7 protein-coding genes are annotated in these 15,377 nt (G+C 54.9%); 1 reads left to right on the forward strand and 6 read right to left on the reverse strand.

All coding sequences use genetic code 11. The annotated features are described in order from the left end of the window. Window positions 1–42 precede the first annotated feature (42 nt). The 6 genes from ACR3ZL_RS14610 to ACR3ZL_RS14635 form a co-directional block, all read right to left on the reverse strand. Window positions 43–1,491 carry a hypothetical protein gene (locus ACR3ZL_RS14610; RefSeq protein ID WP_473652381.1) on the reverse strand — a complete coding sequence of 483 codons (1,449 nt, stop codon included), beginning with the start codon at window positions 1,489–1,491 and terminating at the stop codon, window positions 43–45. Next, window positions 1,488–4,490, reverse strand: a complete 3,003-nt coding sequence (locus ACR3ZL_RS14615; protein ID WP_473652380.1) for a PVC-type heme-binding CxxCH protein — start codon at window positions 4,488–4,490, stop codon at window positions 1,488–1,490. The genes ACR3ZL_RS14610 and ACR3ZL_RS14615 overlap by 4 nt, the downstream gene beginning before the upstream one ends. Window positions 4,491–4,611: 121 nt before the next feature. Beyond that, window positions 4,612–9,150 carry a PVC-type heme-binding CxxCH protein gene (locus tag ACR3ZL_RS14620; protein ID WP_473652379.1) on the reverse strand — a complete coding sequence of 1,513 codons (4,539 nt, stop codon included), beginning with the start codon at window positions 9,148–9,150 and terminating at the stop codon, window positions 4,612–4,614. Between the two features lie 46 nt (window positions 9,151–9,196). Then, a complete protein-coding gene (locus tag ACR3ZL_RS14625; RefSeq protein WP_473652378.1) occupies window positions 9,197–10,597 on the reverse strand; it encodes a DUF1552 domain-containing protein in 1,401 nt (466 codons plus the stop codon). Next, complete coding sequence (locus ACR3ZL_RS14630; RefSeq protein WP_486172726.1) at window positions 10,587–12,551, reverse strand: DUF1592 domain-containing protein; 1,965 nt, start codon at window positions 12,549–12,551, stop codon at window positions 10,587–10,589. Before ACR3ZL_RS14630 ends, ACR3ZL_RS14625 begins: the two co-directional genes overlap by 11 nt. A gap of 186 nt (window positions 12,552–12,737) precedes the next feature. Then, on the reverse strand, window positions 12,738–13,919 hold the full coding sequence (locus tag ACR3ZL_RS14635; protein WP_473652376.1) for a XylR family transcriptional regulator: 1,182 nt from the start codon (window positions 13,917–13,919) through the stop codon (window positions 12,738–12,740). A gap of 203 nt (window positions 13,920–14,122) precedes the next feature. Here ACR3ZL_RS14635 and ACR3ZL_RS14640 point away from each other — a divergent pair, with 203 nt between their 5' ends. Then, the gene (locus ACR3ZL_RS14640) at window positions 14,123–15,334 is read left to right on the forward strand and encodes a DUF1559 family PulG-like putative transporter (protein ID WP_473652375.1); all 1,212 of its coding nucleotides are present in this window, start codon (window positions 14,123–14,125) and stop codon (window positions 15,332–15,334) included. Window positions 15,335–15,377 lie beyond the last annotated feature (43 nt).

Raw genomic sequence — 15,377 nt, forward strand, 5'->3', positions numbered from 1 at the left:
CAGGTGTCACGATCAGCTTGGTCGTTCTATTAAGCGGGCGCTTTATTCAGCTAAGTGGTTGAGAAGCTTCAGGAGTGTTTGTCGAATCTGGGGCTCCGCATCCTTGGCGAGGTAGCTGGATTTGGCACGCCAGGTTTCATAACCTCCCCATTGATGTTGTTGAGGCGTGGGGAGATATCCGTTGTAGCCATTGGCTAGTTCGATTGTGAAAGTCGGTTTGAACGGGCTATGTTTCTTGATGGCCAATCCCGTTTCGACGAACGTTTCGCACGGACTGCTGACGATTCCCAAATCACCGATCCGGATTGCTTGTAGTTTCACTTTGACGGTGGGCGGATAGTCAGCCATGTCGATGGTCTCGTTGGCATAGATCAGCCGGCGATCTTTCCACGGTCCAGGGCCTGCGTCCGCGATAAGTTTCTTCGCCTGTGCCAGTTCTGATTCGTCGGGACGCCGGACACCGAGTTCGATCTCCTGTTCCTGCATTCTCAGTGGCACCCAATGTTGGTAGTCGATTCGCTCGTACGCTGCAAACGCTGAAGCGGCGACATCGGAGGCGACCAATCGAATTTGCTCAAACGGCTGCTGAGCTTCGCTGCCTTCAAAGAAGTTGATGTTGTTGATGTCGCCGCTCGTCCCGTTCGTCATCGCGGCGACAACATGATGGTTTGGGTCCGAGGACGCGACCAGCCGAGAAAGCTGGCGTGCGAACTCACCGAAGTAGTCAGCCGAAAGAACATCGCTGGGCACGCCGCCGACATAGTGCAGAGAGTAGTTTGCCCACACGGCAATCGGGTGACCGTCCAGCGTCTGCGCCGCGAGCACGACGACATCGGGATCGATCGGTCCGGCTGGCTGCAAGAGACTCTTGCTGTTTGGCTTGGGATTCATTCGGACCGCATCGGTTACCCGATTGAACGGGTCACTGTTTAAGTTGCCCGGACGTAAAAACCAACGACGGTTGAATACCTGTCGTGGGTTGTTTCCGACTGCCCACCCGATTTTGGCTGGAGCCAATTGCGAGTCGGCGTCAATGATCCCTTGAGCGATTCGCATGAACAGGAAATCGACATAGTCCTCCTGCACCGAGCTTTGAAAAGCCGGGGTAACCGTAACGGCTGAGTGAGTATGGGTTGCCGAGCAGAGAATCTGATCGACTGGAATGCCTGTCTTGCTGGCCGCTTCCTGTTTAGCCGCATCAAATATTTCTCGCGGGATCATGCAGCTATCGCATGTGACGAGGGCGAGCTTGGTCTCGCCGTTATCGAGCACAAGACAGCGTGAATGCAGTGGGTCGTGAGCGATCGTTGCATCGCGCGGCGTCATCATACCGGCCGAACTGACTGGGAAATCTGTCGGTGTGATATCGATCGATGAAGCACCAGCTTGCAACACAAGTGCCAGTGTTTCCGCTGCAGTCGTTTTGCTAGGTAACGTCCAAGCTTGAGCGAACGCTAAAACAATTGCCACAACTAAAAGTGTTGGTTTCATCGTGCTTCCTGGGTTTGCGGGTGGGTGATGTACGACAACAGGTCGGCGAGTTCTTGGTGCGTCATGGTCTGTTCGAGCCCGTCGGGCATCAGCGACCGACCCGTACTGCGAATTTCTTCGATCTCCGAACGCAAAATCACGTGTCGTTTCACTTGCTGCTCGACCAGCACGATACTGTTTCCGGTCTCCGAAGCGATCATGCCGGCGAACGTGCGTCCATCGTCCGTTAAGACGACATAGTTCATGAACTTCCCGTCCACCGCGGCACTGGGATCAAGAATCGACCTCAGGAGACTGGCTGGTTTCATGTCCGTTAACGATCGAAGGTTCGGTCCGATATCGTGACCGACCTCGTCGAGCCGGTGGCAGCTAGAGCAATGTTTCGCGAAGACCGTTTTCCCATTTTGCGGTGAACCATGCAGGTCGAGCAGGCTCTGGTGCGATTGCAATACGGACCGGCGATCGTCGTTGCCCGCGTCGGTGAACAAGTCCGTGGCGCGATCCCGAAGAGCAGTGGCCCGATAGTTCAAGAGTGATTGTCGCGTGGTTGCATCGATATCAGCGCGTGCGATGTCTCCAGCTTCGATTTCGTCTAGCAGGTGCGTGGTCCAAACTGGACGCGTTGTTAGCACACCAAGAACTTCCGAACGCAGGTTGGGCGACAGACTTGGCCAGTTGTGAAGTAGTTGTTTTCCAATTGACGGTGATGACAGACTACCCAGGTGTTGGACGATCGCGAGCTTCATTGCGGGATGTGTTTGTGGAGTCAGCAAACTGGCAAGCGTATGAATGTCATCGCCGCCTTGCTTGGAGTCCAACCCCAATAAGCGAACCGCTGCAACACGCGCGGACTGGTCAGCTTCAGTATCGACGACAAGCGATCGAGCGTTGCTGGTTAAAGTCTCAACTTGCTTTAGCAGAGTCTGTGTTTTTAGACCGTCCTGATCAATGATTTCATCCAACGATTTTCCACGGCGATTTATTGAACCGATTAATCCCGCGACCGCTTCCATCTGCCAAGCCAAATCTCTGGAACGTTTAGAGCTGAGAACCGCCGTTAACGCGTCCTGAGTCGAGGACGGGTTATCAAAGGCAACTGACATTTCCAGTAGTTGACCAACCAACCGTCCTGCTTCGGGGGCGTCTCGCATCTCTAACAGTGACGTAATGATCGCAGGTAAGTTTTGGTCATTGATCGAACTGAAAACGGCTGCGATAAGGAAAGGATCGTTGGCATCTCGAATCGCTAATCTCGCCAGTGCTTTCGCGGATGACAGATCCGGCCACTCGCCCAATGAATATGCGAGTTGCAGTCGGACCTTCGCATCGGGATCATCCACCAGCGTCTGTGCCGCCGACAGCAGTTCTTCGTCTTGGCTCGCCACGAGTTCAGCCAATCGAATCGCATGACGGCGCACGCCGGGATGATCATCTTGCAAAGCGTCCAGCAGGATCGCCGACGAAATCGCCGCTAGTCCATCTAATGCCGTCAACGCGTGGAGGCGTGCAAGCGGGGTTTGACCGTTTCGAACCATCTGCGCAAGCAATGGGATCGCCGAACGGTCCGCACGCTGCAATAATGCTTGTGTGGCCAGATCACGCGTCGGTCCATTGGGACTAGTCAGCGTCGCGACCAGGTCCGGCGTGCTTAGCGTCGAAAGATCGCGGATGAGACGTGGGCGCTTGCCGGTTGGATAGACGCGGTAGATGCGGCCGCGATCGTCGCCAGCACGATAAAAGGGTTTGAGTTCCTCTTTCCCTTCGGGGGTCAGCCAATCGGGATGCTCGATCATGTACCGCTGCATGTCGACGATATATAGCGCACCGTCGGGACCCGTGCGGGCCATCACCGGTCGTGTCCATCGATCTTTCGATGCGAAAAAGTCGGTGCTCGTTTCAGCGGGATCGCGGCGAGAGGTGAAACTGACTCCGTCTTCAACCAACACGTTATGTTGAACGAGACTATGAAAAGGCTCGCAAGTGAATGCGTGCTGGATGGAAGCCTCACGCGGCAACAGCAACTCATCACGATAAACCATTGCGGAACAGGCCGAGGTGAATCGATCGGAGTGTTCGAATGAGTGATAGCGTTTCTGAGTTACCTTGGCCGGATAGAGTTTGGGGTTGTTATCACCGACCAGTTGTCGACGAGGCTCTGGCGGCGCGAAATGCGGGTTTCGACGGAGGTAATGGTCGGCCAGTACGAAGTGCCATAGCGGGTGACTGTTCTGTTGCCCAAACCAGTTGCCCCAATCATCACGATTTCGGCCAAACTGAGACGGACCGCTTTGTGGATCCATATCACCGGTGTCAGGATGAAATCGCAGGTCCCGACTGCCGATCGCGATCTGCTGCTGAGTCTTCACGGAAAGAAGCTTCCGGTCCGATCCGTATCCGCCGTGATGGGCACCGCTTGCACAGTAGATCCAGTTGTCGAGTCCCCAACGCAAACCGTTCACTCGTAATTGTTGATTCCCTGCTTGGAATCCTGAAAACAAAACCTCGCTGCGATCGGCCTTGCCGTCTCCGTTGGTGTCTTCCGCGTATAGAATCTCCGGTGCAGCCGTGATCAGCACACCGTCTCGCCATGGCATCATACCGTTGGGGAAACCGATGCCGTCCAGGAAGACTGTGGAGCGATCGTAAACGCCATCACCAGTGGAGTCTGCAAGCACACGAATTCGACCGCCTGGTTTGCCTTGCCCATCCATTCCCAACGGATAGTCGGCCATTTCGGCCACCCATAACCTGCCATCGGATCCCCAGGCTATTGCCACGGGGTCTTTCACCAGCGGTTCAGCTGCCACCAGTTCCACCTCGTAGCCATCGCGAAGCACGATCGCCGCGAGCGATTCGCTGGGTGACAACGGTGGCGTGTCGGGTTGAGTATTGACGCTACTGCGGTTGGGTTCTTCCAGTGCCGCAGTCGAGTCGTTTGCAAAGCAATGCGAACAACCGGCAAACAGGACGACCGACAGTGCGATGATTTTGGCTTTCATTTTGTTGTCTATCCAGTCAATCTTTTTGGGGCGTTCGTTGTGTGCTAAAGCCATTTGCGATCGTCGGGTAATGCGCGACACAAACCCCAAAGTTGATTGTGGTTACAGCACTCGGAATTACTCACTTGCTGATCGGTTGTGAGATTCTCAGGTAGGCAAAGAAGTCGCGTAGTTGTTGGTCCGTCAAATTGTCGAGTAATCCATCGGGCATGAGGCTACGTCCAACCGGTTCGATCGATTCAATATCTTCGCGTTCGACTCGGATATCTTCGCCCGCTTTTCCACGTATCGTTACGACCTGCGTATCCTGGTCGGTTAAGAACCCGGTCAGTATCCGGCCGTCGAATGTCAACAAACTGACCTGCTCAAACCCCTCGCGGATTTCCGCACTCGGTTGGACGACGCTGGGTAGAAGCGTGTCCAGATTTCCTCGTTGATAGGGCGTCAGGTCTGGGCCAACGTTACCGCCTTTCTGAAAGAGCTGATGACATGCGGCACACCGCTGCAAGAAGATCGCTTCGCCTGCATACGGATTTCCGGTGCCTTCAATAATTAGCTTTCGTAGTTGCTCGATTTGTTGATTCGCATCATTCTTCGAGCTTGTTTGGCCCTCACCAAATGTTTCTTTTGCGGTTTCGGAAATGCTCGAATCCGAATGTTGCCGTAAACGATCAACGATATCGCTGGGAACTTCAACTGCGGCAATCACGCCGCGCGACACACTGTCGGTCAGTTGACGCGTCCAGTCATTGCGACTGAGCATGACATCGAAGAATGCAGGCTGAGCTTCCACAGAGAACTTGGCAAACTCACCCAATAACCGCTCGCCGATGTTCGGATCGTCAAAGGCGGAGACCGCTATAAGCGAGGCTCGTTGGAGCTCGTCGTCGTCCGTTGATACCGCGACATCGATCAAGGGTGAAGCACTATCGGCTGCCTTGACCTCGCCGAGCACGCGAGCGATTGAAATTCGGTCCTGTATCGGTGCGTCGTTGTTTTTCAGCACATCAATGGCTTCGCCAATTGCGTTTTCGTCATTCAAACGTACCCGCAGTTCCAAGGACGATCGACCGCTTTGGATGAGCGATCGGGCGAGGCGTTCGGGGAGTCCGGTCATGCGTCGCCCGGCGTATGCGAGTTCGAAGCCAGCCAGCAACTCGTCGACCTGCTGCTGTTCGTCCGTAAGTTCAAGCAACCGAGCACATTGTTCCAAATCTCGATTCTTCCCTTTCAACGCCAACCCACGCATCATCCGCCCCAGCAGATGTTGGGTCACCATCGGTTTTCGGCGAAAGTCAGCGTCCTCGAACAACGCCACCACCGCATCGCGGTCACGATCGAGGTTCATTTCCAGTACCCACCAACACAACAGAGGGATGTAGTCATCATTGATGTCTTCGTCGTGCTGGAGCACCGTGTGGACCAGTTTCAGTGCTTGTTCGACAGGCAATCGTCTTGCGGATGCCGCGATCTGGGAACGAACCTCCGCGTTGTTTTCACGCCGCGTTTGATCAAGGATTGCATGAAACAAACTGTCCGCAACTCGCGCCGGCTCTCCGGCAAGCGATCCAAGACTGTCGGTCAGTCCGATCGTTTTGCGTTTGTTGGCGAACCCGACATCGTCGCAGATCAAACGAACGGCCCAATAACGAACCAGCGGATCGGCATGTGCTACGGCTGCGAGAGCGGTTTCATCGTCCAACCCAAACGCTTGATACAATGCCCACAGTGCGTGCAGTGCATGTTGCCCCTGTTTATCCTCCGCAGCGATCAGGTTTCGTAGCTTCGCGGCGGAGTCCGGATCCTTTCGTTCACCCAACAATCGAACTGCCGTTTGCCGATGCCATCGGTTGGGATGATCGAACAACGCTATCAACTCATCGGACGACTTGTCGTGAAGGTTCAGGTCGTTTTCGAGAGGTAGCTCCGCCGACCGGAGCCGAAAGATCCGTCCTGTCGTCGGATCAATCTGGCTTTGGTAGTGCTGGCCGTGAGCGATGTAATGCTCATAGAAATCCGCTAGCATTACCGATCCGTCGGGCGCATTTCCGATGTACACAGGACGGAAGGCGAAGTCATCGGAGGTCAGTACCTTGTCGGTGTCACTGGTCGTGAATGTCGATCCGTGCGGCAGTCGTTGACTCGCGATCACAAAGTTGTGCAGCGGTTCAACGCTAAGGAACGTATCGCGATACTTCGCTGGCATTGCAGTCGATTCGACATAGGTTGCGAAGTGAGTGAAACGCGGGATCGGCTGTTCACTTGCCATGTGCGGCAAATGGCCAAAGGCAAACTCATTGCGAACCGGACCGAACTTGTTGGGCGTCGTGCCTTGCATCAAGTGCAAGCCACCCTGCAAGTAGTGCCATCCGCGAGTTTGGCCGCCGTTGTTACCGGTAAACAGACGTCCGGCTGAATCGACTTCCAAACCAAAGTTGTTTCCGCCGCCTTCCGAGAAGATTTCAAAACGATGGCTCTCGGGGTGATAACGCCAGACCATGCATCCCTGGAAATAGACACCTGGATGATCGTCCGCATCGATGCCGGGACGAGTCACATGGCAACTCGTCGTACTGCCTTGGGCTCCATACAACCACCCATCCATTCCCCAGACCAATCCGTTGGCAACCGAATGAGAATCTTCCATTCCGAAACCCTGCAGGTGGACGACCGGCGGTCCGTCGGGGGCATCGTCGAAATCAGCGTCCGGATAGAACAGCAAATAGGGCGTGTGCATGACCCACACGCCGCCACGTCCACGCAACGCCGCGTTCGCCATGTTCAGCCCGTCTTGGAAGACCTTGTGCTTGTCGTACTCGCCATCGCCATCGGTATCTTCGTGAATCGAGACAACATCGCGGCCACGATCATGATTCGGTGGCGCCGCCGGAACTCGGTCGTAGTGTGAACGATAGTAATGATCGCGGCTGATCATCTTTAGACCCGCCGGATACGGATACTGTCGGTACTGCGAAACCCACAATCGACCACGGGAATCGAAACTGAAATGGGTCGGTTGGGCAACCAACGGTTCCGCCAACATCAATTCGACAAGCAAGCCATCGCTTGTCTCCATCTTGGCTAGTGAATCTTCGGGAGAAAGCTTTTCACCGTGCACGAGTTGCTCGGCCTCGCCCAGTACACGATTCGATTCGTGGAATTCATCGAACGCGGTTGCTTTCGTTTCGCCCGGCATCTTAGCCAAAGCACCACCGAGTTGGGGGCGTTCGTTTCCAAGCCGAAATTCCCAGTCACCTTGCAAAACACATTCCCAGAAGTAGTTCATAACAAAGGGAGCTTCGGTGAGAAAACCGGCTTCTCCGTCGTGGTTGAACACTCGCACGACGATTTCATTCCATTGGTCCCGGACGAGCGTTCCCGATGGAATCTTGTGTCGATGATTTCCTTCGCGTCCGTCTTCGAAATGAGGCGGGAACTCACCGCCACTGCCGATCTTTTTGCCGTTGATATAGACTTCGTGAGCGCCCGCGAGATCACGTATGTTGAGGATTGCTGACTCGCCAAAAAGATCCCGCTCGTGTTTGCTGAAGAACGTCGCGTGCGGTTTAACCCACGTTCGAAACCAAGCGGTTCCAGTGAAGTCTTGTTTTCCTGGAACGGATACGGTTTCCCATTGATCGCGATTCGCGTTCGCGGTCTGAGCCTTTTCCATCACACTGGCCAGAGTCACTGGAACACCGCCACGTCGTTTGCTTTCGTCGGCCGCTTCCATGAACGCAAAAACTTCCAAGGTTTGTTCAGCGGTGACGGGCGGGGTGCTGGTTTGGAAGAAGCGGACGATTTCCTCGAGCAAGGGTTCATATCCATCGAACCCACCGCCGGGCACGATTCCTTTGGTACCGAAGACCGTGGCCCCGTATCCTCGCTGGCCCTGGCGGATACCGCGAAACGTGCCGATCCGTCCATCCTGCCACACGCCGACGGCCACATCGGTGCCCTCGGTTTGGGTGCGAGAAACGGATTGGCAACCTCTGCCCATGATCGTCAATAAGGGCTCAACACCATGCACGCCGTACCAGAAGAAATCGGGATGATGCTCTTCCAAAGGACAAGGCGCGTAGACGTCACAACCCACCAGCTCACCGAGCCTTGAATCTTGGCGAATGTTGGCCGTCTTTTCGGAAAAGCGTAAAGCAGAGCTCGAAAAACACGGAACTTGATATTCGTCGGCTAGGCGAAAGATCTCGATCGCGTCTGCCAGCGAATCAGCGATCGGTTTGTCGACGAAGACTGGTTTGCCGGCCTTAAAAACCGGCCGCACTTGGTCGAGATGTTTGCGACCGTCGCCGCTGAGCAACAAGACGACATCGACTTTCGTCAACAGTTCGTAAATCGAGTCCACAATCTCGACGCCCAATTTGGCAATCGCGTCAACTTGAATTGCGGTCTGTTGCACGCTTTGTGGAATGTCAGAACTTTCCTTGGCGTAACCCGCAACCACGGTCATGTTCACCAACTCACCGTTTGCGTGAGGATCGTTGATGATCCGTGTCCATGTTAGCGCGTGCGCGTCCAAACCGATGATCCCCGCCTTCAACACGGATTGCTTGTCATCGGCGATCGCAAAAGTCGCAAACGATTGCAGCAGCAATAGGATCAATCCAGGTACCGCAGGGATTCGAATCGTTCTTGTCGCCATGGGGACCATCGTTGGGGTAAGGAGCGAATACGGCGGCAAGTCAAAGCTATGACGCCAGGACTTCTGGTAAAATTCCGGTGCTGTCAGCGAAGCGGTTGGTGTCCATTCCAAACGCATCGAGCATGGTGAGGTACAAGTTGGCAAGCGGCGTGTCTTTTTCGAATGAGACATGTTGGCCGGTTGCGATCCTGCCGCCACCGCCTCCGCCCAACAGCAGCGGCAAGTTGTGGGGGCTGTGACTGTTCCCGTCCCGCAACCCGGATCCGTATAAGATCATTGAGTTGTCGAGAACCGTTTGCTCGCCCTCTTTCATGTTTCGTAATCGGTTGAGCAAGTAAGCATACTGCTGCACATGCCAGCGATTGATTCGCTCGTATTCGGCAAGTTTTTCGGCGGAGTTTTGGTGATGCGAGATATCGTGGTGCCCGCCGGAAACGCCATCCAGGAAAGAGAAGTTGCGTCCGCTAACGGCGTTGCCGAACATGAACGTGCAAATTCGTGTGGTGTCCGTTTGAAACGCTAACGCGATCATGTCCAACATCAGCCGAACATGTTCAGGAAACTGGTCGGGCAATTTTTTGGGAGGTGCCTGGGTTGGGTCCAGTTCGACCCGTGGGCTCCATGCCGCCGCGCCCACCTGGCTTTGACGCGACAGGCGTTGTTCGATACTTCGCACCGATTGCAGGTACTCATCCATTCGGCGGCGGTCTTCTGCACCCAATTGATGTGCGAGTTCTTTCGCGTCGCTAATCACACGATCTAGTAACAGCATGTCACGACTGGCGGCGGATGCATTTGGCTTGGTCGAACGCAGTAACCGCTCATAGACCGAACGTGGATTTAATTCTCGAGCCAACGGACTGGTAGGACCGCTCCATGCAATATGTGATCCGTACACACGTGTGTAACCGACGTTGGTGTCGACTCCGGTTGTGACCGGATCAATGCCGAGTTCGAGCGAGGGGAGCGGCGTGAACTTCTTGGCGAACGAGGCGGCTTCTTGGTCCATCGACTTGCCGTTGCAATTCAGGTCGATGCCTAAGGACTTATTGATTGTGGTGCAGGTTAGAAAACCAGACGTTTTAACATAGTGGCCGTCACCGACATTGCTGGCTTGGTTCCAAAGATTGGTTAGAACCAGAAGTTGATCTTTCACGTCCGCGAGTGGCTGCAACGTTTCGGAAAGCTGGTAGCCTGCGCCGGTTTCCGATGGAGTCCATTTGTCTTGACGGACTCCGTTGGGCACAAACAACGCCGCCATTCGCACGGGCGACTCTTTGCTTTGCGGCGATTCAGTTTCGTTCGCAACGGCACGCCGGGGCATCATGGCCTCCAGCCACGGCAACGCCAACGCTGCGCCGGCGCCGCGCAGTATCGTTCGACGCGATAGCGATTCGCGACGAAGGTTCTGGTTTTGTAGATATCGCATACGCACTTTAGTTGACATCCTTGGTCTCCGGTTCCGTGGTGAGTGATTGACCGCTTTTGAATCGAAACGGAACACTGGTGATAATCCCCATCACCAGCGTTTGTGCTCTGTAATCGTCCGCCGCAAGTTGACGGGTGATCTCTTCGACAACGCATTGGTCTTCGTTGGTCAATTGTCGAGCGAGTGCATAACCGAGCATCTTGCTGGTCAAGTGTCGCATGATTGCGTCTTTACGACCCATCAGCAATGTTTTCAATTGATCAGGTCCATCGAACGTGGTCCCGTTAGGGAGCGTGCCGCTGCTATCGATCGCCTCGCCATCCACTTCGGTCCGCCAACGACCGAGCACGTCAAAGTTTTCGAGGCCGAAGCCGAGTGGGTCCATGACCGAATGACACGATGCACAGCCCGGATCGCTTCGGTGGATCTCCAATCGCTGCCGCAAAGTTCGATGTTCCCCAGTGTCGGTCGCGACGCTGTCTAAGCTGGGAACGTCCGGCGGCGGAGACGGTGGTGGTGTTCCCAATAACGTCTCCATCACCCATTTGCCTCTCAGTACAGGACTGGTGCGGTGCGAAAAGGACGAAACCGCCAGCACGCCACTCATCCCTAGTACACCTCCACGGTGGCTACCCTCGGGCAACGAGACGCGGCGCGGTTGCTCGCGAAACGTTCCTTTGATTCCGTAGTGTGCTGCCAAAGTGCGGTTGGCGTAGGTGAAATCGGAATCGATCCAGTTCAATAACGAACCGTTCTCCGCCAGCAGGTCTTCCATAAAGAACACTGGCTCGTACTTCATGCCGCCTTCCAGTTCCGAGTTGAACCGGCCAACGATCGCTTCGTCGGGCTTGAATTCACGTCCGAGTGCTCGGGTGCCCAGCCACTGTTCAACAAAGCTAGTCGCGAATGAGCGTACTTTCGCATCCCTGCGATTACCAAGTTTATCGATTCGGCTGGCAACCATCCGTTGCACCTGTTTCGACAGCACATCGTTGTCGTGCAACTTACCTTGCGACGCTAATTCCATCAGCTCCTTGTCGGGCATGGACGCCCAAAGGAAATAGGACAACCGGGATGCCATCTCGTACTGAGTAATCTCAATCGGTTTGTCTTGCGAGTGAGGCTGTTCCCACAAAAAAAGGAACTTAGGCGACACCATCGCGGCCTCCAACGCGAACGTGATCGCTGGCACATACATTTCGTCTTCTTGGAAGACCTTGTCAAAGAGTTCCACGTATACAGCAATCTCGACGTCCGTCACCGGTCGGCGAAACGCTTTGGGCAAAAAGTTGCCGAGAACCCTCCGAGCCGCTTCGGTAGGCGAAAGTTTGTCGCCGGGGCTTGCGATCAGGATCGCCGCTCGATCGCGAGGGTCGCGCAGGGCGTGTCCCATGGCAGATTGAGCAGCCTCCAAATATTTCTCGGCATGGATTGGTGAGATGAACAGGGTTTCGGCCGCGTTGTCAAAACCCTCGCCGCCAGCTCCATCTTCTGGCAAGGCGTGACCTGCATCGATTTGAACGCCCAACAAATCCCGAACCGTATTGGCATACTCGATTCGGTTAAGCCGCCGAAGCATGGGGCGACCCGGTGACACACCATCGTCACAAACGGCTACGTGAATCGTTTTTCGAATCGCCGACACGATCGCATCGCGAGATTCGGGCGTGGGCATCTCGCTATCGCTAGGCGGCATTTGATGTTCAGCGATTCGATCGGCAATGCCGTTCCACTTTTCAATCTCGCTGGGTATGTCATGCAATGAAGTGAAATCGCTTAGGTCCAACCCCGCCTCGGCATCAGGGCTGTCATGGCAGTCCAGGCAAAAAGATTGCACGAAGTCAACCGTTGCCGAAGAAGCGTCGATCGAATTGGACGCGATTTCGTTAGCCTGAAGTTGGAAAGATGAGCCGATGAAGCTCAACCAACTGCAAAGTGCAAACGACGTTAAACAGCGCACACGAATGCACATAAACGGATAGCAGGGGATGCGGAGGTGGGGGTGGTTGGTGCGCAGGCACCGGGAGGGGAAGCTCATTGTATGCGGTAAGCGATTCAGTTTCACCTCGGCACAAAAGAATTCGATGCGTGAACTCTTCCGAAGGCAAGCACCGACCGCTTGCCGATTTTCGATTGCCACTTACACCGATTTGCTAAACTACGGACCGGTTTGGCTGCCGCCGAACGACTTCGCGTGTTCACGCCGGTATTTCCCAGGCGGCAGCCCCAATGCTCGACGAAACGTGACGCTCATGTATTCTTCGTTTTGGAAGCCGGTTCGATGGGCAATTTGGCAAAGCGTTAAATCGGTTTCGATCAAGTAGCGTCGGATGCGTTCGACCCGTCGCCGTACGATTTCTTGGTGAGGCGTTCGGCCAACGAACTTTTTGAATCGGTTTTCCAGCACTCGCCGTGACAATGCAACCTTCTTGAGCACATCGTTGACGTCGATCCCATCGCAAGCGGAATCGCGAATGAATCGGACCGCGTCCGCAATGTCAGGGTCTTCGATCGCCAACACGTCGGTTGATTGGCGTGTTGCAATTCCCAGTGGCTCCATCAGATGTTCGAGACAATCAATTTCGATCCCCGACATCATCGAGTCCAGTAATCTGGCCGCCTCTTCACCAGCACGGTGTGCGGCTGGGATGACGCTTGATAGGGGTGGCGTGCACAAGCCGCAAAGCAACTCGTCGTTATCAACCCCGAGCACGGCAATGTCTTCGGGGACGCGGATTTGCTGTTGGCGACAGATGTCCAGGATCTGTTGGGCCTTGATGTCATAGCAGGCGAACACGGCAACCGGTCGTGGTAGCGAGGTTAACCAGCGAGACATTCTCGCCCGCTCGCGAGACAGCGAGAAACCTGGCGACGTTCGTGGCTTGGAGTGAAAGATGTGGCAATCGCGACCGACCTTTGCTGCTTCTTTGGCAAAGCTAGCCTCGCGTAACGCTGACCACTTGAACGCCGACTCGCCGCAAAACGCAAAGTGCTCAAAGCCGCGTTCTCGGAAATGATCGAACGCTAATTTGGCAATCGCTTTGTCATCCGTTTCGACGAATGGAATGTTCGGTACAAAGCGGGCGGCACTCACGTCGACCACGGGTACGTTCAACTTTTCGACAAAGCTTGCGATGCGTTCGGTTTCGATTCGAACAATCAAACCGTCCCCCTTCCAATTACTCAGCCACTCCGGCGGCGCTGCACCGCGTTGTTGCTCGGGCACATCGATCGACCACGATTCGTGCACGTTGATGTACGACAAAATTCCGCCCAACAAATGCCGTGCGTAAGCGTTTGAGGTCTCGATCAGTAAAGCGACCGATTTTTGTTTTCTCACGAGAAGGCTCGACGAAAAAGCGTAACAGGACGTGAAATCACTCGGTGAAAATGCACATGACATATGCGTAATAACGCATAGTGTAGCAGATCCCCGACCCTATAATTTGGTTGTGGGCGAAGGAGACACCCCAACGGGTTGACCCCGCCGTAGATGAAACCAGCTTTGTTATTCCGAACTACCTCACTTAAACGGTCAAGAATATGTTTCACAAAGGAAGACGACATGCGTTCACGCTTGTCGAGTTGCTCGTCGTTATAGCAATCATTGGTGTGCTTGTGGGCTTGCTGCTGCCGGCAGTCCAGGCGGCACGTGAAGCGGCTCGCCGAATGAGCTGCAGCAACAATTTCAAGCAGATTGGATTAGGGCTTCACAACTATCACTCCGCCTACAAGCGTTTGCCGACCCACATGGGCGGAACGTTCTCGTCCGGTGGTGGCACTCACCTCGAGACTAACAACCGCTTGCTCAGTTATCTGGTTGGCGTCTTGCCGTTCGTGGAACAGCAAGCCTTGTGGGAGCAAATCTCCAACCCCAACAACAAGAACGCTGACGGAACGACCCGCACCCCTTCTTGGTCGGCAATGGGCCCGGCACCTTGGATTCCTTCCTACGGTCCCTGGGCAACCGACATCCCCACCTTCCGTTGCCCCAGCGATCCTGGATTCGGTTTGCCGGCGATGGGGCGAACCAACTACGCCGCTTGCATCGGTGACGACGCGATGACCAGCTTTGGTCCTTATGATCCTTGGACGAATAACCTGCGTTGGAGCACGGTTCTCGAAAACGATGCACGTGCTCACTACCGCGGCTTCTTCAAGCCCATGATGGATTCGCGATTCCGAGACATCTTGGATGGACTGGCCAACACGATTGCCGCTGGCGAAATCAACACCGACCTTGGCGATCGAGACATCACCACCATCGCACTGCGAGCACCTCGTAACTGGTGGAACTTTGTCGACAACCGCAACGAATGTGCTGGGGCGATCAGCAAAGAACGTCCTCGCTTCTGGGACAAGGACATCGTGCAGGTAGCTAGCGGTGATCCAGGCCAAAACCAACTGGACTATTCCGAACGTGCTCGAGGTTACATGTGGGCCAACGGCGAACCTTTGTGGACAAGCTTCACGACCATCAAAGCACCCAACACGGAGTTGTGTTCACTTGGTGGTTCCGGTGCCGAAATGTCAGGCAGCACCAGTAGTCGACACCAAGGTGGTGCTCACGTCTTGATGGGTGACGGTGCAGTGAAGTTCATCACCGATTCCATCGATACCGGGTCGCATAACGGGATGGTCTTTTGGGACCACACCGGTGCTCGCCCCACTGTTCCCGGTTCACCAAGCCCGTTCGGCGTATGGGGAGCTCTTGGAACTCGAGCCAGCAAAGAGGTCATCGAGGCTGATTTCTAGTCGGCAATCTGTTTTCGGACTGCTTGATGTTTTTAAACGATCA

The organism is Rhodopirellula sp. J20-39, assembly GCF_057365095.1.